This is a genomic window from Thalassospira lucentensis MCCC 1A00383 = DSM 14000 (genome assembly GCF_000421265.1).
In the GTDB taxonomy this organism is placed as follows: Bacteria; Pseudomonadota; Alphaproteobacteria; order Rhodospirillales; family Thalassospiraceae; genus Thalassospira; species Thalassospira lucentensis.
Genome location: NZ_ATWN01000001.1, coordinates 83,050 through 104,902, shown reverse-complemented (window position 1 = coordinate 104,902; position 21,853 = coordinate 83,050). Strand labels below are relative to the sequence as shown.

Below are 21,853 nucleotides of genomic sequence, written 5' to 3'. Positions count from 1 at the left end.
CTTTGTGTAGGTTGCTGTAGCTTCGATGATCTGCGATGCTTTAGCACATAAGAATAAAAAGTCTTGGGGGAGCCACTGACACGTTGTTGAGGGGCTCCGCGACCGATGAAAGAACCGAAGGTTCTTGAACAGGATATGGATACAGGGGTTGCGTCGTTGGCTTTGGTGCTGGTGATGCATGGGTATTCAGCAGATCCTGAGCAGATTAAATACGACGCGGGAGTGTCGGGTACTGCATTTGCCGATGCAGATATCCTGCGCTTGGCCAAGCGCTATGGTGCGCGGGCCAAGAGTGTCACGCTGACGGCCAAAGACCTGGCGTCGGTGGCTTTTCCAATGATTGCATTGCTGGATGACGAAAGTTATGTCGTCGTCGCACGCCGGGCGCATGACGGGCGTTTGCTTGTGCGTGATCCGCGCCACAGCAAGCCGGAATTGATGAGCGAGGATGCATTCCTTTCCGGTTTTTCCGGTAGGGCCCTTCTGATCGGGCGCGGCAAAGGCAGCAGCGAGGGTGACGGCGAACACGGGCCTTCCCAGCCATTTGGTTTCAAGTGGTTCCTTCCGCTTTTGAAAAAGCATCGCGCGGCGCTGTCGCATGCGATGGCGGCATCGCTTTTCATTCAGATATTTGCGCTAATCACGCCCCTGTTTGTCATGGTGATCATCGACAAGGTGTTGAGTTCAGGAAATATGTCGACGCTTGATGTGTTGATTATCGGACTTGTGGCGATTGCGGTGTTTGATCTGGTGATTGGCGGGTTGCGGCGCTATGTGTTTTCGCTGACCACCAACAAGATTGATGCCGAACTGGGAGCGACGGTTTTTCGCCATTTGACACGTCTGCCGATGGCCTATTTTTCCGGGAAGCGCACCGGCGATACAGTGGCGCGGATCAAGGAGCTTGAATCCGTTCGGGCCTTTCTAACCGGATCGGCTTTGACTGTTTTCGTTGATTTTGGATTTACCGCAATCTTCCTGATCGTAATGTTTGGTTTTGCACCAATTCTGGCAACCATTGTGGTTGGGTTTGTTGTCGCAATCCTGATCATCTATGGCCTGATCGGGCCATTGATCAAAGACAAGCTGCAGGAACGGTTCAAGGATAATGCCGATTCCCAATCCCTTTTGGTCGAGGCTGTTTCAGGCATGGAAACCGTCAAGGCACTGGGGATCGAGCCGCAAATGCAGCGCCATTGGGAAGATCAGGTGGCCGCCCGAACAGACTCCGCCTACGGCGCAGACAAGGTCAGTTCCGCCACCCAGCAGGCTGCAGGGTTTCTGAACAAAGTTCTGATTGCCCTGACCCTTTGGCTGGGTGCGCGGATGGTGATGGATGGCGGGCTGACGGCGGGCCAATTGATTGCCTTTAACATGTTGGTGGGGCGTGTGACCGCACCGGTCATGCGCATTGCCCAATTGTTGCAGCAACTGGCCCAAACCAAAGTCGCCCTGCGTCGGGTGGCGGATATCCTTGACGCTGCGCCAGAACCAAGCCGCAATGCCAAACGGTCCCAAATGCCCCGCATTTCTGGTGGTGTGAAGTTTGAGCATGTAACGTTCCGTTATGCGCCCGATGGCCCAAAAATCCTTGATGATGTCAGTTTCGATATCAAACCGGGTCAGGTTATTGGTTTGGTCGGGGTTTCGGGGGCCGGTAAAACATCGCTTCTGCGTTTGATGCAGCGGTTTTACCCGGTGGAAAATGGTCGCATCCTGATTGACGGGATGGATATCGCCGCGGCCGATCCGGCATGGCTGCGCCGTCAAATCGGGGCAGTGTTGCAGGACAACTTCCTGTTTAACCGCACGGTACGCGAAAACATAGCAATTGCCATGCCCGGTATGCCGATGGAACGTGTGATTGCCGCGGCAAAGCTTGCCAATGCCCATGAATTTATCACGCAACTCCCCCAAGCCTATGACACGGTGATCGGCGAACGTGGCGGTATTCTGTCGGGCGGACAGAAACAGCGTATTGCACTGGCCCGCGCCCTTGTGACCAATCCGGCGATCCTACTTCTGGATGAGGCAACAAGTTCGCTTGATAGTGCATCGGAACGTGCGATCCAAAGCCAGATGCAAACAATCACCAAAGGCCGCACCGTGTTCGTTGCCGCCCATCGGCTTTCAACCCTACACCACGCGGATCGTATTTTGGTACTTGATAACGGGCGGTTGGTTGAAAGCGGCACGCATCAGGACTTGCTGAAACTTGGTGGTGCCTATGCGCGATTGCATATGATTCAGGCCGGGCTTGATCATAATCGTGATCGCAGCCCCCTACCTCGGAAAACACCGACGAAATCACGCGAGGCCGCAGAATGATGAAGCAGGATCATAGCGCCTTTATGCCCGGCATTCTGGAAGTCACCGAACGTGCCCCAAATCCGGTTGCGTGGATATTGCCGATTGTATTAATGGTTTTGTTCATGGTGGCGGGTCTTTGGGCCTGGATGTCCGAAGTCGCGATTATCAGCCCGACCCAGGGCACATTGGTCCCGACCGGCAAGGTCAAGGTTATCCAGCCATTTGAAATTGGCGTGGTGCGCGAAATCAATGTGCGTGACGGGCAACAGGTCAAAACCGGGGATCAATTGATCGTACTGGATGGCACGGACAGCACCGCCGATTTGACCCGAACGGAGCAGGACATCGCAACCGCCGGGCTTAAACTTGCCAGGATTGATGCGCTTTTGACCGATATCAGCAACCCTGCGATCCATTTTCTTCCTCCAGCAGAGGTATCCGAACGACAGGCCATTGCGGCATTTGATGCCATGGTCGGTCAGGCGCGTGCGCAGCAACAAAGGGTGGAGACCCTTGGGCAGGAAATTCGGCAACTTCGCGCTGTGCGCGATGGCATTGCGGTATCGATTGACCGGGTCGATGCCATCCTGCCGCTGATTACCGAACGGGTCGAGGGACGGCGCAGCTTGACTGCTGATGGTTATGCAACGCGGACATCCCTTCTGGAACTTGAGCAGGAATTGGTCGAGCGCCAACAGGAACGCCGCCAATTGCAGTTTGATCTGCAAAAGGCCAATGCCGATATCGCCATGGCCCGCGAACGGTTGCAAAGCACGGTGGCGGATTTTGAAGAAGGCCTATTTGATGAACGCGCACAGCTTGATCAGGAATTCGGCACCCTTGTGCAGGAACGGATTAAGGCCGAACGCCGCCGCGATCAGCAAATCCTGCGTGCGCCGATTGATGGGGTAGTACAGGAATTGACGGTCAATACGGTTGGTGGGGTTGTCGAAGCCGCCCAGACATTAATGAAAATTGTGCCCGAAGACAGCAAACTGGTGGCTGAGGTGAAGCTGGCCAACCGGGATGCGGGATTTGTCGATATCGGCCAGAAAACCCGGATCAAGGTCGAAACGTTTGAGTTCACCAAGTTCGGTGCGATTGACGGTACGGTGATTGATGTATCGCCGGATGCGGTTGTTGATGAAAAACTGGGGCCGGTTTACCTGGCAAAGGTGGAATTGGCGCAGCAATATCTAACAGTACGGGGGCGTGAAGCGCCGTTGCAGCCGGGCATGACAGTTACGGCAGATATTCGTACGGGTGAGCGTCGTTTATTGGAATACGTCCTCGGTCCGATGTTGCGGTATCGGGATGAGAGTTTGAGAGAGAGATAAGTGCTATTATTGGAATTCATTAATGCTGAAAAATAAAATAAATTATTCTTATTTAGTAGCTGTAGTTACTATTCTTTCAGTTGTTTACTTTGCAATTGATGTGTCATATCGAAGTTTTATCAATGAAACATTCAGATACTGCGCTTTTGTTTTCTTCGTTTTATTCGGCAGTTTATTTTATGTGATGGCATTCTTAAGTAAAATGTCTGAAGAAAATTCAAGAAATCATATAAAAAATGTTTTTACTAAATCACATTTTGATTTTAAATCGTATTTTCTTATGTGTCTTCTGTCAATTTTGATATTTGCATCTCTATCTATATTTGAAAGTGATCTTATGTTTGCATCGATATGGTTTTTATATAGCTCAATAATTTCTGGATTTGGGGCCTATTTTGTGAAGTTTTCTAGATAGAAGTGTCGATTGTGAATTGGCGGAGGGTATATCGGTATGGAAGATGGTGCGTCTAGCAATAATTCAGGAAGTTCCTCGGGAGGGCGAGCATCTCGCGACAGTGTCCGTGGTGGTAAGGCCTTCAACGATACCCGCTCCAGAAACAATCCCTCTCATCCAGACTATTCTGGAAGAGGTGATGGGGGCTCGGAGAGTTCATCGCCCACGAAAACCAGTGAGAAAACAGAGACTGGGACGGTCGAAGATTACGATGTAACTGGTAATTTGTCGATTGGCGGGGCACTGAGTAATTGGGATTGGGGACCGAGTTGGGATTTTAGCTTAGATATAAGTGACGATGAATATTCATTTGAAAAAAACGAAGACCCAGACTCCAATGGAAATGATAGCAGCAACGTCGAGTATAATGGTTCTAGCGCGATAGATGCTATTGATCAAACTTGGGGTGGGATGTCGATCGGAATAGATTTTTCTAAGTCCATTCTTGAGAGTTCGTCATTTGGAAAGATGAGTTTTGATTTGCCACCTGGCACCGACCTTGTGGTTGGAAGTGTTCTTGGCGGCTATTCTGGATACTTTAGTGGAGGAATGGCAGGGGCAGCAGATAAATCAATTGACGCAGCAATGCTGGGGTTAACTACCGGCGTTGTATCTGCAACTGCGGTAATAGGCGCGGCGGCTTTAACTGGAGGTACTATAGGTTCTGCTGTTCCGGGATTTGGGACAGCATTTGGGGCAGCTATCGGCGGTAGTTATGCCTTTGTAGATCTGCAATTTGGGATCAGCAAAAAGTTAGCAGATTTACTGCAAGCTGGAAATGACTTTGCCTTTGAAACCTTTAGTGATTGGCTAAATCCGGTCATTCTTGACCTATCTAACGATGATTTCCAACTAATTGACCTTGCGGAAAGTGCAGCTTTTTTCGATTACGATGCCGACGACTATCTTGAGAATATCGGTTGGGTTACCGGCGATGATGGCATCCTCGCAATCGACCTCAACGAATCAGGAACCATTGATGATGCAACCGAGTTCGTCTTTGCAGGTGAAACCGCTGCCGAAGATACCGACCTCGAAGCGCTTGCCGAGCTTTATGACAGTAATGGTGATGGCGTTCTGAATGCCGAAGACGCGGCATGGGAAGACTTCCGAGTCTGGCAGGATTGGAACGGGGATGGTCAATCTCAGGAAGGGGAAGTCAGCACCCTTGAAGAACTGAATATCACCGAAGTCGGACTGGTTTCCGATGGCGTGGAAGAAGAAATCGCCGGGAATACTATTCATGGGCGTGCGACATTTACCCGTGAGGACGGCACGACTGGTGATGTTGGCGATGTATCCTTTCATGCTTCAAGCTATGGTTATCGTGAGACGGAAGACGGGATCGAAATTGGAGATGGCAATACGCTGGTTGTTGAAGGTGACGAAGATCAAAACCGTGACTTAGCTGACACGGACTATGACGGCCTGATCACCGGGGCGGGCGACGATACTCTTGCCAATAGTTCCGGCGAAGGTGGCTATCTTTCATCTGGTGCTGGGAACGATACCCTTATTGGTGGGGATGGTGACGAGTGGCTCTCCGGTGGGGATGGTGCGGACACCGTTCTTGCCGGTGGGGGCCATGATGTCCTGTTTGTTGACGCGGATGATACTATTGATGGTGGTGCAGGATTCGACGTTGTTCTGGGGCAAGGGGAAGAAGATCTTTCTATTGACCTCGGCGCGACCAACACCGAGGCCGCTTATGGTGCCGAAGGCAATGATGATCTCCGCACCGGTAATGCCCAGCATGTGACGATGGATGGCGGTGCCGGGAATGATCAGGTCATTGGCGGTACGGGTGATGACCTGCTTTCCGGTGGCCTTGGGGCGGATACCCTGCACGGCGGTGCCGGGAATGATACGTTGGTTGTCGATGAAAATGATGACTTCAATGGCGGTGCGGGTGAAGACCGCGTCATTTTCATGGGCGATGCGGACCTTGATATCAACATCACCGATTATGAAGTTGAGATTTTTAATTCCGGTGGCGGTGATGACGTCATCCGCACCGACCAGACACATGAAGCGGCAATTGATGGTGGTGAAGGCGATGACACCGTCTTTGGCGGCTGGGGCGATGACTGGCTTAGTGGTGGTCACGGCGATGATAGTCTTTTGGGTGGCTACGGGGATGATACCTATATCTTTGGCCGTGGGGATGGTTCTGACACTGTTCGGGATTTTTCCCACAATACGAGAACAGATACGATCTACGATCTGTATTCAGATGGCTCCAAACGAAACGTTCGGCACCGCACTGTCGATATTCATGAGGATGCAGGTAATGACACGATCTTGTTTGGGGCAGATATCAATCCCGATGATCTGATGATCAAGGCCGACGGCCAGGATATTATCATTGCCCTTAAAGACCCCGATAACCCTGATGCAACGTTTGACGAACTGGGCGATCAATTACGGTTGGTGAACTGGCAGGATGCCCGTGACCGGATTGAGGGGATTGAATTTTCCAATGGTACGTCGCTTGATCTGAATGCGATGCTCGGCAATCTGGGGTTTGCAGCGGACGGCACCATTCTTGATGTCGGTGTTGCTATGGCGGCAAAACTGGGTGACTTGGCCGAAGCTGTTGGCGAGGATGGAATTGGTCTAGCCGGTGCGTCAGCGGACGAAATACTTTCAGGTGGTGAGGGCGATGACGTTATTGCAGCAGGTGGCGGTGATGACCTTCTGACCGGCGGCGATGGCGATGATCAACTCTATGGTCAGGACGGAGATGATGTTCTCCATGGCGGAGAGGGTTCGGACCTTCTGGATGGTGGGGCTGGTGACGATGTTTTGCTGTCTGATGGTGATGATACGCTGCGCGGCGGTGCCGGGACCGACACTGTCAAATTCTCCAGCGACGAAGGCGTTCAGCTTGATCTCAGTGATGCCGGGGTTGAGAGCGTTCTGGGATCACTTGGCGATGATGAATTAAGCGCACTTGGTCTTGAAGATGCCATTTATATCAATGGTGGTACCGGTGATGACACCCTGACGTCGGGCAGCGGTGATGACAGCCTTTTGGGTGGTTCTGGCGACGATGTGATTGATGGTGGTGCCGGGGATGATGTGCTTGACGGTGGCTCGGGCAATGACACCTTTGTCGGCAATGACGGAGCCGACCACCTGACCGGTGGGGATGGCGAGGACCTTGTTGATTATTCCGGCGGTGACGAAGGCGTTGACCTATCGCTTGAAAACGGTGGCACTGCTGGTGCTGCCGCCGGGGACAGTTTTGACGGTGTCGAGAATGTTATTGGAACGGATCATGACGATGTAATTTCCGGCAATGCGACCGATAATACCCTGGATGCCGGTGTAGGTGATGACAACCTTTCGGGTGAAGCGGGCGATGACCTGTTGGTTGGCGGTTCGGGCGATGATGTTCTTGATGGCGGTGATGGTGCCGATACGCTTGAGGGTGGTGATGGTAACGACACGCTCAGTGGCGGGACGGGTCAGGATACGATCAATGCCGGTGCCGGGGATGACCGGATTGTTGCCCGTGGTGATGGGGACATCATTGATGGTGGCGATGGTTCTGACACGCTTGATTACAGCGATGCGGATGAGGGTGTTCGACTGGATATGTCCGACACCACCGGCTATCAGGCAGGCTCCGTTGAAGATCGTGCGGAGAATATCGAACAGGTTGTAGGTTCGAGCGCAGATGATGATTTGGCCGCAGGCAGCGGCAATGACCAAATGGCTGGCGAGCTTGGCGATGATGTTCTGACCGGGCGGCTTGGGGATGACATCCTTGATGGCGGTTCGGGGGATGACACCATCCTTGGTCAGCAAGGTGATGATACGCTTTCGGGCGGTGATGGTAACGATATCATCAGTGGCGGGAGTGGTGATGATATCCTGTTTGGTGGTTCTGGCGATGATCTGATCTTTGGTGGCGAAGGCGACGATACAGTTGTGTTTGCAGGCAGTCGTGATGACTATTTGCTGACGCGCGATGGTGACGATCTTGTTGTGACCGGGGAAAATGGTACAACCCGCATCGAAGACGCCGAGACCATCCGATTTGATGATGGTGACTTTGCCGTTGAAGATTTGCTTGATGACGATGATCTTCCGAGCGTGACGGATACCGCGCGTCAGCGTCGCGACGAAATGTCCCAGACGTCGTTTGCGGCCTCGGTGGCGGCCGCAGCAGCACTTGGCGGCTTGGCGAGTAGCTATGACAATACGGCGCAGGCGGCAGAGGTTATTCAGGCGGCGGCTGATGCGGATCAGGCCAGCGCAGAGGGTGATAATATCTGGCTGGTGGCGCCACTTGCCGATAATGGCGGGACGGATGGTTCCGATAATGTCGCCGGTGCTAGCGGTGACGATATGCTGGCCGCAAATGGCGACGTAACCGCGGATGTTGCCAACGCCTTTGCCAAGAGTGATCAGCTTGACGCCATTCTGAGCGAATTGGGGGCTGCGGCCCAAAGTGGCAGTGATGCGCCAATTGCGCGGGTTCTGAGCGAAGATGAAATGCAGGCGGCTTTGGCCGCCGACGCGCTGGATGATGAAAGCGCCAATGGTGGTGTATCCGATAGCGTTTCAGGCAGCGATGAAAGCGACGATACTGCGTCTTCGGACGCGACCGAGACACAGGATGACGCATCAGAATCTGGCGAAAACTCTGGCGCCGACGATAACGGGGTTGCGTTCTTTAATGCGCCACCAACTGCGGTTGACGATTATGTCTTCAGCCTTGAAGATCAGGAAATTCGCGTCGCACTTTCCGACCTTCTGGGCAATGACCATGACCGTGAAAACAATGTTCTTCGGCTTGACGGGATCATTTCGGCATCGCATGGGACAGTGTCGGTGCATGACGGCTATATGACCTTTGTCCCGGATGCGGACTATAACGGTCGGGCCGAAGTACGGTACTGGATCCATGATGGGTACGGAAACCGGGTTGAGTCCGTCCTTAATATCGATTTGTCACCGGTCAATGATACGCCCGAAATTTCGGTACAAAGCACCCGCACGCATTACGGTACGGCTGTTGACCTGACAAGTCTTGTCACGGCGAGTGATCGCGATGGCGATGCCGTTTATGTTGATCTTCGCGATGCGGCCGGTCTTGGCCATTTTGAAGTGGATGGTGTCGCGGTTGGTGACGATACGACCGTTCGGGTTCTTGCCAGCGAGCTTGACCGTGTGCGTTATATCCCCTCCCATAACCTGAATACAGCCGAAACCCTGATTGCCAGAACGTTCGACGGGGAATTGTATTCAGCCTGGGAAACATTCGAAATTACCGCCGACAACACCCGGTTGGGCAGTGAGGGCGACGATATTCTTCAGGCGGGTGGCTTGGGCGATATCCTTGACGGATTTGCCGGAGACGACACGCTGACCGGTGGTGCTGCAAATGATCTTCTGCTTGGTCGCGCCGGAGAGGATACACTTGATGGCGGGGATGGCGATGACACCCTTTATGGGGGTGAAGGTAACGATACGCTGATTGGTGGCAGCGGGGACAATACCCTTTTCGGGGGGGATGGCGATGATACGCTTGAGATTGTCAATGTCGATGACCTCGACCGGATGTTTGCCGGTTCGGGCCGGGATCGGTTGATTATCCATAATGTGGATGACCTGACGCTTGATCTCAGCGCCTATGATCTGGAAGAAATCATTGCCGGGAGCGGCGATGACTACCTTTATTCATCTGATAATAGTGACCTTTATATCGATGCCGGTGCCGGGGATGACGTGCTTCAGGGCGGTGATGGCAATGACACCCTGATTGGTGGCGATGGTAAGGACCGGATCGAAGGTGGTGCCGGGGATGATGTGATTGAGGTTGGGCTTGGTGACAACCTTGCCGATATCGATGGCGGTTCTGGCAGCGATACCCTGACGGTTTCTGATGGCGTTGACATGACGATTGATATGACAGGTATCAATATTGAGAATGTCGTCGGGGGGGCTGGCGCGGAAACCGTGACCGACCTTTTTGCGGCGGGAAGTCATGTTTCACTGGGTGCTGGTGATGACACTGTGGTGTCGGGTGCCGGTGCCGATGTGCTAGAGGGCGGTGAAGGTTCGGATACGCTGGACTACTCACAATCAACCAGTTCTGTGAACGTTGACCTTGCGTCCAGTCTTGTTTCGGGCGGGCATGCGGATGGCGACACGATTTCCGGCTTTGAAAACGTCAATGACACCACGTTTGACGATGTGATTGTCGGGAATGCCAAGAACAACCGCCTTTACAGCTCGTCGGGCAATGATGCGCTGACTGGCGGGGCCGGTGCGGATACGTTTGCGGTTAACATTGCCGCTGGTGCAACAGGTACTGTCCGCATTCGTGACTTTACACCGTCCAAAGGTGACATGTTCTCGCTGGCCGGTGTTGGTGGTGCCACATTGATTGCTGCTGCGACCAATGCGCTGGCAAATCAAACAATGGATGAAGATGGCAATGTCTCGGTCATTTTTGACAATGGCCGTGAAGTGATCTTTGAAGGGTTGGGCAAGCCGCTAAGTGCGGACATGATGGATGCTCCAGTCGTTATTGCATCAGAAACCATCAGCGATGAACAAACCGGTCAAATGACGGTTGCGGTCGAATTGTCCAAACCTGTTGATGAGGACGTCGTTTTTGACTTCTCGCTCACGGACGGCAGTGGGGCGGTCGCAAGTGACCTTCTGGCAAGTACGGGGGCTATCACGGTCAGTGCAGGCGATACAAACGGTTCGACGAAAATTGGTGCCAATGCTGATACGGCAATTGAAGGGACCGAAACGTTCAATGTGAAAGTCGATCAGGTGGCATCAGGAGGAGAAGCTGCCGTTGCCCTTGAGGATGTAACTGGAACTGCGTATCTCATCGATCAGCAGAATACAGATAACCAGATTGAGCAATCACTTTACGGGGTGGATGAAACTCAATTGAAGCAGACCTATATCGAGGGTGGAGATACGTCAATTGGTGTTTTGATGTCTGGTTATATTGATACCAATCATCCGGTTTACTTTAATCGGGTTGTTGCATCCGTGAATTCCGAGATGGAAGCTGGTGGTGCTTCATTCGTCGATTTCGATTACAGCTTCTACATCGCCAATAATTACCATTGGACGAATGGTGCATTCTATTCCTACTACCGTTTTCAGGACGAAGATGGTCAGTGGTCGGATTGGTCGAGTAGTGGCACAATCCGTAGTTACGGCGGTGACTGGCAATCAGTCAATTTCTCGGGCAACTATCGTATTAACTTTGCTGAGGAACTGCCGGATGACGCGCTGTTGCAAGTTCGAGTGGACTATTATCACGGTGTGGTCAGTGGCCGAGGCAGTTATCAGCTCGGCGGCGGCTTACTGGATATTGGGACAATGCATACCGAGGTACTCGTTTCAAACGACGTCTTTAATGTCGGAGACCTTAACGGTGACGGTCAAACTGATGTCGCATATTTTGACCAAAACTCAGGCCAGTATGTATTCCGCTACGCCGAAATAGGTGCTACGACGTCTGAGGCGTTCAATCTTGAGAATGATACCGGTGACGCGGTTGTCGGCGTGATTGGCGGTGCCGGTAGTAATGCCGAAAACGTGTCGTTTGTTGCTGCGGGCGCAAAGCTATATACGCTGAACATCCCTGCGGATGGGGAAACGGTCAATCTGTCAGATCAACCTAACCTCACGACTTCTGCACAAATTAAATCAATCTCGCTTTCCAAAATCGATGTCGCCCAAGGCAAGACACTATTGATTGGTCTTGGTGACGAAAATGGTTTGAGTTCCATTTTACGTGTTGCGCCCTCAAACACGCTGTTGCAGGCGGATATCGATAATGCACCAAGGATCGAACTGGCAGCAGGATATACTGATATCGTTGACCTGGGCGATATTGACGGTGACGGGCTGGCTGATATCGGCCTGCAATCTGAGAATGGTGTGGTCAGGCTGCCGCGTTCAGTCTTTGAAAATGATAATGCCCTTGTTCAGATTGGTTCATCAGGTGAAGAGTTGTTTGTTTCCTCTGCAGATGACGAGGTATTCGTTGGAATGGCAGGCGATGACACCTACAGTTTCTCGGGAAGTCTTGGCCATGACATCATCGATAACGCATCAAGCAGTGCATTCGAAGATGACAGTATTCTTTTCAATGCCGATATCTCCCCGGAACAGCTCTGGTTCTCCAAATCGGGTGACGACCTGCTGATAGAAGTTCTCGGCGGGGATCAATCAATAAACGTTGTTGATTGGTACGGAGAGGATACATCTGCAAAACTGGACCACATCAGTTTTGCAGATGGTCGAGATCTGGTGTCTCATGAGGTGGAACAGCTTGTTTCGATCATGGCAGGTGTGAGCCGAACAGGTGACGAAGAGCTCGTAACAGACGCATTGTCACAAGCTCAAGTCGAAGAAGAAGTCGAGCAATTGTGGTCAGCTTAGTGATGTGAGCCAACTGACGAACATCGCAAGCTACGTTTATGCGCAACTGTCTGGGGATTCTTTAAACCTAAAGCATATCGCACTCAATATGCCTTGTACCCGGCAGCAGAGAAGAAATTCCTGCATTCAGCCGGGGGGAAAGAGATCACAGATGTCGGCAAGAGCATCCGATATAGCACCAAAAGTACTTTCAAGAAGATTGATCAACTTTCGCAGGAAAATCATACGAGCAAAGCCGGCTCCAAACTGAAGACTGGCTTGGAAGTGGCACAAGCGATTGCTGGCGACAAAGACGTTCTTAATTCGCTTCAGAGTGCCGAAAGAAATGACGGCACCGAGCTGCGGGCAGAAGATAGATTTTGGCTATTAATCATGCGTCCACGGCGCTTAAAATAAGGGGAGTTGGTTACACAAACGCCTCCACAATAACAACACCACATGAGGTGACTTAATCATACGTTAGCCCTTTCACCACAAGGCCACGTTGCCCCGCGTGCTCACGTATTTCTGTAAGCAAATGATACCGAGCCGTATCGCGAACGCAACGATTGTTCGCTGACAGTAGCAACGTATCTCCTATCAATGAGGCCTTAATCTTGGACAGCCAGGCCCCTGGATTTCGACATCCAGAAAGCTCCCTTTTAGAAATCACCCCACATATCTCCCGCCATGCCTCTGGTGCATCTGGGTCACAAACTTTCGGCCATTGAGGACCTTCATCATCTACTGGCGTACTCGCCTGCAGACCATCAAGAACATCCAGGATCGCCAGACGCGAAGGCTTTTTTCCCTTCTGTCGTAAACCATCCAGCTCAGCACTAACGGCATCAAAACCAACGCGGTCAATCGCTTCATTTACCCGCAAGCAAGCATTGGCCAGCGTCCAAGGCTCAGAACACAATCGCTGCCACTCCCTGGCTAAAATCAAACATTGATCATCGACGGCAGGAAGGACCGTTGCACCGGTTCCAGAAACGGCATTCGCCTGTTCTCTTTCATCCGTGTTTTCTTCTTTATCCGTGTTCTTCTTATTGGAACCGGCACCACGTGCCGGTTTAACACCGGAATCTGATGCCGGTATGGAGGAACCAGGTGCCGGTTTAGAGCCAAGGCCGACCAGTTGATACGCATTTCGATTGCGAAGCCTGCCAACCGCCCGGCTTAGCTTTGCTACCAACCCAAGGTCTGCCAAACGCTTGAGTGCCTGACGCACCTTGCGATCAGACAGGCTTGTCTCGTGTGCAATCGTGTCAATCTTGGGAAAGCATGCCTGCGTGCGATCATTGACATGCGATGCCAGAACGATAGCAACACAGATCTCGGCTGTTGATAAATCAGGATGATGGAGGATCTTTGTCTGCACCCAGTGCCAACGGGCAACGGCAGACGTTCCGACCGGTGCTGATTGTTCAGCAACCGCGCCGGTTTGCGTTTGGGAATATGAAGATGTCATGTGTGGTATCGGCAGAGTTCAAACATCGCATTTGCACTTGACAAAGCGATCCCGTCGCCTAAACTTTACCTCAGATTTGAAGTCGAGGGCAGTTTAAGCCTTTTCAGAAACCCGTTGGTTGCAGCCGACGGGTTTTTTCTTTATCTATTTGAAAAGTCCGGGAAAAATGAAACTCGGTTGTGCCGCCTCCTCTGTTAGAGGCATGCACCCGAACTTTTTCTCTTGTTTCGCGAATCCGTCGAGTCTATATCTCAAAACTCAACGGATCGGAAAGAGTGGTTGCGGGGGTAGGATTTGAACCTACGACCTTCAGGTTATGAGCCTGACGAGCTACCGGGCTGCTCCTCTTTTGCTAAAAGGTGCCACTGGCACCTTTTCTAAACGCTCTCAGCCTTCAAGTTATGAGAAGGCTCATACCCAAGGAAGATCGTAGGTTCAAATTCTGCACCAAGACTAAAACGACAAAACCCCGCCACTGGCGGGGTTTGATCGTTTGGTTGCGGGGGCCCGAGGTCACCTTTGTTATAACTTCAGGTGGGCTTTGGCTTTTGTCCTCGGTCGCAATGTCGAGAATGCCCATCAATTCACCGCGCAAGCTGATTTGAAATTCACCGCGTTTAGCTCCGGGTGTAACAATTATCTCTCCAACCACGGACCTGATTGCATCTGCCGCCTCCGCATACATCTGCGGATCATCAAGTGCAGCCGTCAGATTTTGCACCTTCTTCCGATAAATCTCCGCAACATTTGGATGGATATCAGGAACGTCTTGAGGAACCTCATCCATACGCACGATGATCTCTTGTTTTTCCTGCTCAAGCTCTTCCATTCGGGACTTCATCGCTGACTGGTACATGCCATCTTCAATAGCCGACATAATACCGGCAATGCCGCGCTCGACCTTTTCCAGTTTCTGCCGATCAAGGACAGCTTGCGCTCGGCGCTCCCGGTTGATCTGGTTCAAACCTTCGGCATACGCCTGAACCGCTTCTGCCACGGCCTCTGCAGAAACCAGTTTTTCAGTAAGCCCGGCCAGAACACGGGCTTCAATTTTGTCCCGAACAATTGTGCGACCATTATCACAGGTTCCACGACGATAACGATTCAGACAACCATAACGGTCCCGGGTGATGATGCCGTAGTTACCACCACAGCAACCGCACTTGATAAGGCCTGAAAACAGGAAAGCTGGTCTGCGCAAGCTATTGAGCTTTGCGGCATGGTATGCGCGAACACCCTTGGTAACATTTGCATACTTCCTGGAAATTTCTTCCTGCCGACGACGCGTGGCCTGCCATAAATCATTGTCAACGATACGCAACCCAGGCACCTCAGTCCGAACCCACTCGGTTTCCGGGTTAGGTCGTGAAACCCGCCTTCCGGTCGCCGGGTTCTTTACATAGTGGAGCCTATTCCAAACCATCACCCCGATATAAAGCTCGTTATTCACGATGCCAGTCCCTCGGGAAACATGACCACGAATGGTCGTATCACCCCAAACCCGACCATACGGCCCGGGTATACCTTCCCGGTTGAGGTCAGCAGCGATCGCCTTCGGACTTTTACCCGCAGAAAATTCACGGAAAATACGGCGAACAATTTCGGCTTCTCCCGCGTTGATTTTTCTCTCACCCGTAACCGGCTCGCCGTCGCTGTTCAAACGCTTTACAACATCATATCCGTAGCAAACCCCGCCGCCGGACTTACCGTTCTCAACACGACCACGAAGACCTCGACGGGTTTTATCGGCAAGGTCTTTGAGAAAGAGCGCATTCATGGTGCCTTTGAGGCCAACATGCAGTTCGGATATTTCACCTTCAGCCAGTGTAACGATGCGCACTCCGGCAAACTTGAGGTGTTTGAACAAGGTTGCGACATCGGCCTGATCGCGACTGACACGATCCAACGCCTCGGCCAGCACCACATCGAACTTCTTCGCCTGCACGTCCTGCAGCAGGCTTTGAACGCCCGGTCGCAAAGTTATGCTGGCACCCGAGATTGCTGCATCCTGGTAAGTGCCGACAATTCGCCATCTCTCCCGCTTTGCCTGCTCCCGGCAAATACGGAATTGATCTTCGATAGAGTTTTCACTTTGGTTGTCAGAGGAGTAACGGGCATAGAGCGCTACACGGGTCATGAGGTTTTCCTTTCCCGTAAAACAAAAGGTTCACCCTTTAGGGCCTTGCCTCTCTATCTCTTCGCCCAATGTGGCAGGACTATTGTCATTAGCTGCCCGACGTTGCTTTTTCTCCCAAGCTGCGAAATGTTCTCGGGCTATTTGGTAGCCAACGGCACGTGCGACAGCCCTAATGCGGTCTGAATCTCCCTGCCTCCCATCGTCCGATACGCCGTTATCATTGGCTGGAAATGGGACACTTTTCCTTTCTCGCCTATTCTTGATCATGAACTTGCTTCTTGTGATAAGAGAAGATGCTAAAATAATGATGGTAGAATAGTAAATTGGGAACCATCCTTATTTACGATCAGCAGCCCCTCACGTTAGCCATCAGATTCAATGCGATATCTACTGTACCCAACAGCTCATTATATCGACTTATCACTCCAAGCACGGTTGAGAATTTCGACACTAGGGTCGAAATTGACACTGATGACAACGGCGAGGCACGGCATACTAAAAAGAGAGCCAAGGCCAACTGGCAAAACTTCATGGCACATAGCAGCGAGCTCTCACCCCACTCCCTAAAGTATAGCCACAATTCGTGGTTAAGATTTAGCTTTGGGCGAGGAAATTAATCGTGCGACTTTCAATTTTTAGCACTGTATATATGCGGCTAGTAGAACTCAATGCTTTGAAAATACTCGTATTTCCTCACAGAGCGAGCTAGTGAACACAGGTATTAACAACATCGTTTTCACACCCAAACCATCTAATTGAGGCCTCACAACTCCGGCCAATTCGACCAACAAACATTGACTTCCACTCGAATTTCCCTAGACTTCCATTGAATGGAGGCTGAAAATGAGTGGAAATTTCTACAACTTTGCTGCAATCCGTGGCGTTCAAGCTGGATCGGAATATTATGTGGTTATGGTACCTCTTAAAATGGTACCAAAAATCTTCGCATTTGATAGTCAAGATCTGCCTGCTGATTTGAGAGCACAACGTGTGCTATCGAATGTTCGTGTGCCTCAGATAGCAGCCTATCTGTCGGACAATTTCGAAGAGTACATTCTTTCCTCTCTCTGCGCCTCTATTGATGGTGATTTGGAGTTTTCACCTGCAAATGACAGCCTTCAGTTCCGAAATGTGGGGGTACTTAGGCTGTCAATGACAGCACGGATTATTCTGAACGACGGCCAGCACAGAAGAGCCGCAATCGAAGAAGCTCTAAAAACCCGACCCAAGCTCGAAAACGAAACCATCTCCGTAGTCCTTTTCGTCGATCAAGGACTAGCACGTTGCCAACAGATGTTTGCAGACTTAAACAAGAACGCCGTGAGGCCATCCGGTTCACTAAATGTGTTGTACGATAGAAGAAGCCCATTGGCACGGTTGAGCACAAGCGTACTTGAAGCTATCCCATTCTTTCAAAGTTTTGTGGAACTTGAAAAAACATCGCTCTCAAACCGCGCGAAGAATCTATTCACCCTCTCAAGTTTGAATCAAGCCAACCAATGGCTGGCTGGGCCAAATGCGGATCGGTTTGGGAAAGACACTGATAAGACCGTGGTGAAGTATTGGTGGAGCATTTCCGAGGCGATCCCAGATTGGCAACGACTGATGCTAGGCACCATCACTTCTGGTGAACTGCGAAAAGAAACAGTCCACGCACATGGAGTTATGCTTCAGGCTATGGGGGTTATGGGTGCACGGCTGATCGAAGCAAAACCTATCGCTTGGCCTTCATCTTTAAAATCGCTTTCTACGATCAACTGGAGCAAACGGAACACCAAACTTTGGCGGCCTCGTATTATGGGCGCCAACAGGATTGATGGAAGCACTAAATCAGTTCATTTAGCAGCAAATGTTTTGCTTCAAGCAGTCGGCCTCCAACTTAATGAAAAGGAGCAAGCAAATGAGGACGCTTATGTCGCCTCATTGAGCGAACAAGTGGTGAATGCATGAACTCAAACCCAGACATTCAGATGAAAAACCCAAAAGCTAGTATAAATCTGGCCGCTCTGAAAGAACACATTCGAGCAGTCTACCGGGCCGATGACCGGCCTTGGGTTATCGGCTATAGCGGGGGCAAAGACTCCACATGTGCACTCCAACTAATTTGGAGCGCGGTGCAGGAGTTATCTGTAGAGGAGAGGCGTAAACCAGTCTACGTACTTAGTTCAGATACTCTAGTAGAGACGCCGATCATCGTCAATTACATCGACGAAACTCTCGCGGCCATCAATGCAGCAGCTGAAATTCAGGGGATGCCGATTTCAGCGCAAAAGGTTGTACCAGAGATTTCAGACAGCTTCTGGGTAAACCTTATCGGCCGTGGCTATCCGGCACCATCAAAGAGATTCCGCTGGTGCACAGAACGACTAAAGATCGACCCTGCCAACACTTTTATCAAGAACCGCGTCGCGGAGTTTGGTGAGGTTGTCATGGTTTTGGGCGTGAGATCCTCGGAAAGTGCGACGCGTGCACAAGTTATGTCGCTGCACAAAATCGATGGCACAGCCCTATCCAAACATTCCACGCTTCCTGGAGCATTCGTCTTCACACCGATTGAGGCCTTCAGTGTCGACGATGTCTGGGCATTCCTACTTCAAAATGAGTCCCCTTGGGGCTCAGATAATAGTGACCTTTTGGCGATGTATCGAAACGCCCAAGCAGGCGAATGCCCACTTGTTGTCGACAAACAGACGGAAAGCTGTGGGAATTCGCGTTTCGGTTGCTGGGTTTGTACGGTCGTCACTCAAGATAAAGCGATGGAAGCTTTGGTCGAAAATGGCGAAGAGTGGCTAGAACCACTTCTGGATCTACGTAATGAACTCGCAGCGACACAAAACCCTGATAGAAAGCGGGAATTCAGAGACTTTAAGCGCAGAGATGGCTCGGTTACCTTTGTCGGCGATGCGGAAACATCAATTCCTGGCCCCTATCTCTTCGACTACCGAAAAGAGCTGTTGCAAAAACTTCTCGAAGCACAGGAGTTGGTCAATACGAATGCTCCGCCGGGCGAAAAAACTACTCTGATACAGGACGAGGAGCTTCGCGAAATTCGCAGAATCTGGAGAAGCGAAGAAGGTGATTGGGGCGACGCAGTTTCCAAAATTGTGATGTCCATCACAGGCAGGAAACTACCCCTCGATGGGACGGATAACTATGAATTTCAACCGAGCGACGCTGAAGTTCTCACTAAAGTTTGCAGTGAACACGATCTTCCTCCACGCCTATTGGCACAACTCCTTGAAGCAGAACGCTCAGTTCGAGGACTGAAACGACGAACACATATCCATAGAAAAGTCGCGGCAATTCTCGAACAAGAGTGGAGAGGCGAGGACGCAGTCCTAGAGGAACGCAAAGAGCGACTTGCACTTCAAAGGCAACACGCTTCATCAGACCCGCTTTTTGAGACAGAAACATGATACTGCAATCTCTCCGCCTCCATAACTTTGGTCTTTATGGTGGACATCATCTGTTCGACCTTACGCCAGACCCAGAAGCCAATAAGTCGGTCATATTGATAGTTGGGCACAACGGGTCTGGTAAAACTACCTTCCTTGAAGCTGTCCGGCTAGCGCTTTACGGTAAACGCTCGCTTGGCCCTCGCGTTGGGCAGGCTGAATACGAGCAATACCTTCTTCGTCGGATCAATAGTACTGCTCAGGAGCGAAACGCATATGTGGAGCTCGTGTTCAAGAGCCAACATCTCGGAAAGGATGACACCTATACTGTTCGGAGATCCTGGGCATCCCGAGGCGCAAGTGTCATAGAGGCTCTACAATTTGATCGCAATGGGAACGCAGTCGACGAGATCCCGCGTGATGATTGGAACCACTATCTTGAAGACATAATACCAGCTGGTGTTTCACAGTTGTTCTTCTTCGATGGCGAGAAGATTCAGGATATAGCAGATAATCAGGATAATGCAGGCCTATCTGAGGCTATCAAATCCCTACTAGGCATCGACATAATCGACCAACTTAGGGGTGACTTGGCACTTTACAAATCACGCAACGCAGACCATCACAACATTCCAGATCCAGAAGCGCCTAAACGAGACTTAGAAGTGGCAAAAACCGAGCTCGTTATTACCGAAGAGCAAATCGGCTCTCTTGCTTCCAAACGCATTCAGCTTGCCCGCCGCAGTGAAGCAGCTCAGCTTCTTTTTGAGCAAGAAGGCGGCTCAATTGCGCTCAGCCGCGACACTTTAACGGATGAATTGAAGAAAACAGAGACAGAGTTAACCAAACGCACCGCCGAATTCAAAAGTCTAGTAAATAGTGCAGCCCCCTTTGCACTAGCTCCAAAAATTGTAGCTACGTTTTCTTATGAAGTTGAACGAGCCAAAAGACTGCAATCCAACAGAAACATTGAGGAATTTATTACTTCATTTGAAAATAAAATGAACAACAAAACTGACGGTGACTGGACGGCTTCTCATTTCAAAGCGCTCAGAACCTTCTCGGATAATGAATATACAACAGATACCACGATTTCGCTGAGCACTGATCCGGATTGGGTTCTTAGCAAACTTGCCATTGTAGCAGATGAGCGCATCCAGGTCGCAACTTTGTCCACAATACTCAGCGAACTTCAAAGCAAGCGTACGATGCTTCGAAATCAACTTAAGAACTTCAGGCCAGGTGGTGCCACCGGTGCTTTTGAAGAACTAAAGAAAGCGGAGTATGAACTTGGAGCACTTGAGGCTGAGCTTAACCGCAAGCGAACTGAAGCGACACAATTAAGAGCACTTGTAGAGCGATTAGATCGAGAGCTACGCAAAGTGCAAGACGCCATTTTTGATACAGCAAGAGCAGAGGAACAGAGAGATCTCGCTACCCGCGCTCAGGCTGCCTTAAACGACTATGAAAAACGCATTGTTGAGATGCGGTTAGCTTCACTCTCCAGTCATTTCATTGAGGCGTTCAATGGCTTAGTCAAGCGCAAGAGGCTTGTTCAAAAGGTTTTGGTAGACCCTGAAACCTTTCACATTAGGCTATTCCGAGCGGCAGATGAGGAAATCACTCCTTCAGAATTGTCTGCCGGCGAACGTCAGCTATTTGCGATATCAATGCTATGGGCTCTCGGACGGACCAGCGGGCGAGAATTGCCGATGATTATCGACACACCACTGTCTCGTTTAGATCGGCAACATCGAACCAGCTTGATGGCAAACTATGTTCCCCGCACCAGCGCCCAAGTCGTCATGCTATGCACGGATTCAGAGCTAACCCCCGATCTCGCCTCGATTATTGAACCGCACGTGAAGCGTCGTTATCAAATTGGAGTGACTGATGGGGGACTAACCACGACGATATCGGAAACCCGGCCAACTAAGACCAGCAGCGCAGTGGAGTTCTCTCGTGCACATTAATAAATTCCGCATTTCACCTACTGCAACAGGGCACGCAAAAATTGTTGCGCAACGCGCGGGTCTAACACCCAACCTAGCATGTAGAATGGCCATGCTTTTGTCGTTCGAAGCAGGACCTGTAACTGGTAACTCTGAAGATTATCAAGATGGGCAGGAATTTAATGCATATACATTATTTGGAGATTTCCAACCCATCTTTATTGATATGCTTAAATTTGTTGAGTTCGGCTTGGAAGACGTTGACGTCAACGAAAGCGTTCTTCTGGAACGGCTTCGCTTACACATAGACCGTGGGATTCGACAATTGTCTGTGCGGATCAAGTCTCCAGCAGACGCAGCAGAACTGATTGCAGGGAACGTTTGA

At 50.9% G+C, this 21,853-nt stretch carries 10 protein-coding genes; 8 read left to right on the top strand and 2 right to left on the bottom strand.

Annotated features, from left to right (window positions below):
* The first annotated feature begins 105 nt into the window (after positions 1 to 105).
* The 4 genes from K355_RS22755 to K355_RS0100470 all read left to right on the top strand — a co-directional run bounded on the left by K355_RS22755 (position 106) and on the right by K355_RS0100470 (position 12,927).
* Positions 106 to 2,328, top strand: coding sequence for a peptidase domain-containing ABC transporter (locus tag K355_RS22755; protein WP_022730146.1), 2,223 nt, complete (start codon positions 106 to 108; stop codon positions 2,326 to 2,328).
* Positions 2,325 to 3,647 carry an HlyD family type I secretion periplasmic adaptor subunit gene (locus K355_RS0100480; protein ID WP_022730145.1) on the top strand — a complete coding sequence of 441 codons (1,323 nt, stop codon included), beginning with the start codon at positions 2,325 to 2,327 and terminating at the stop codon, positions 3,645 to 3,647. The genes K355_RS22755 and K355_RS0100480 overlap by 4 nt, the downstream gene beginning before the upstream one ends.
* A 934-nt stretch (positions 3,648 to 4,581) precedes the next feature.
* A complete protein-coding gene (locus tag K355_RS22750) occupies positions 4,582 to 12,531 on the top strand; it encodes a cadherin-like domain-containing protein (protein ID WP_162142270.1) in 7,950 nt (2,649 codons plus the stop codon).
* A gap of 93 nt (positions 12,532 to 12,624) precedes the next feature.
* Positions 12,625 to 12,927 carry a hypothetical protein gene (locus tag K355_RS0100470; protein WP_022730143.1) on the top strand — a complete coding sequence of 101 codons (303 nt, stop codon included), beginning with the start codon at positions 12,625 to 12,627 and terminating at the stop codon, positions 12,925 to 12,927.
* A gap of 52 nt (positions 12,928 to 12,979) precedes the next feature.
* Here the strand turns inward: K355_RS0100470 and K355_RS0100465 are convergent, their stop codons facing one another.
* Together K355_RS0100465 and K355_RS22745 are read right to left on the bottom strand one after the other, a co-directional pair.
* Entirely contained in the window at positions 12,980 to 13,984 is a 1,005-nt protein-coding gene (locus tag K355_RS0100465) for a helix-turn-helix domain-containing protein (protein WP_022730142.1), read from the bottom strand.
* Between the two features lie 394 nt (positions 13,985 to 14,378).
* Positions 14,379 to 16,121, bottom strand: a complete 1,743-nt coding sequence (locus tag K355_RS22745; RefSeq protein ID WP_022730141.1) for a recombinase family protein — start codon at positions 16,119 to 16,121, stop codon at positions 14,379 to 14,381.
* Between the two features lie 843 nt (positions 16,122 to 16,964).
* Here K355_RS22745 and dndB point away from each other — a divergent pair.
* Genes dndB through dndE form a run of 4 tightly spaced genes read left to right on the top strand, consistent with a single transcriptional unit; the run spans position 16,965 to position 21,853 of the window.
* Positions 16,965 to 18,071: a DNA sulfur modification protein DndB gene (dndB, locus tag K355_RS0100445; RefSeq protein ID WP_022730139.1), complete on the top strand. Its 1,107-nt coding sequence runs from the start codon at positions 16,965 to 16,967 to the stop codon at positions 18,069 to 18,071.
* Positions 18,068 to 19,537 carry a DNA phosphorothioation system sulfurtransferase DndC gene (dndC, locus tag K355_RS0100440; protein ID WP_022730138.1) on the top strand — a complete coding sequence of 490 codons (1,470 nt, stop codon included), beginning with the start codon at positions 18,068 to 18,070 and terminating at the stop codon, positions 19,535 to 19,537. Before dndB ends, dndC begins: the two co-directional genes overlap by 4 nt.
* Entirely contained in the window at positions 19,534 to 21,489 is a 1,956-nt protein-coding gene (dndD, locus tag K355_RS0100435) for a DNA sulfur modification protein DndD (protein ID WP_022730137.1), read from the top strand. The genes dndC and dndD overlap by 4 nt, the downstream gene beginning before the upstream one ends.
* Complete coding sequence (dndE, locus tag K355_RS0100430) at positions 21,479 to 21,853, top strand: DNA sulfur modification protein DndE (protein WP_022730136.1); 375 nt, start codon at positions 21,479 to 21,481, stop codon at positions 21,851 to 21,853. The genes dndD and dndE overlap by 11 nt, the downstream gene beginning before the upstream one ends.

Excerpts from the sequence above, each read along its gene's own strand:
- dndC (WP_022730138.1), top strand. The coding sequence starts at position 18,068 with ATGAACTCAAACCCAGACATTCAGATGAAAAACCCAAAAGCTAGTATA.
- dndB (WP_022730139.1), top strand. The coding sequence starts at position 16,965 with ATGAGTGGAAATTTCTACAACTTTGCTGCAATCCGTGGCGTTCAAGCT.
- dndD (WP_022730137.1), top strand. The coding sequence starts at position 19,534 with ATGATACTGCAATCTCTCCGCCTCCATAACTTTGGTCTTTATGGTGGA.
- K355_RS0100465 (WP_022730142.1), bottom strand. The coding sequence starts at position 13,984 with ATGACATCTTCATATTCCCAAACGCAAACCGGCGCGGTTGCTGAACAA.
- K355_RS0100480 (WP_022730145.1), top strand. The coding sequence starts at position 2,325 with ATGATGAAGCAGGATCATAGCGCCTTTATGCCCGGCATTCTGGAAGTC.
- K355_RS22745 (WP_022730141.1), bottom strand. The coding sequence starts at position 16,121 with ATGACCCGTGTAGCGCTCTATGCCCGTTACTCCTCTGACAACCAAAGT.
- K355_RS22755 (WP_022730146.1), top strand. The coding sequence starts at position 106 with ATGAAAGAACCGAAGGTTCTTGAACAGGATATGGATACAGGGGTTGCG.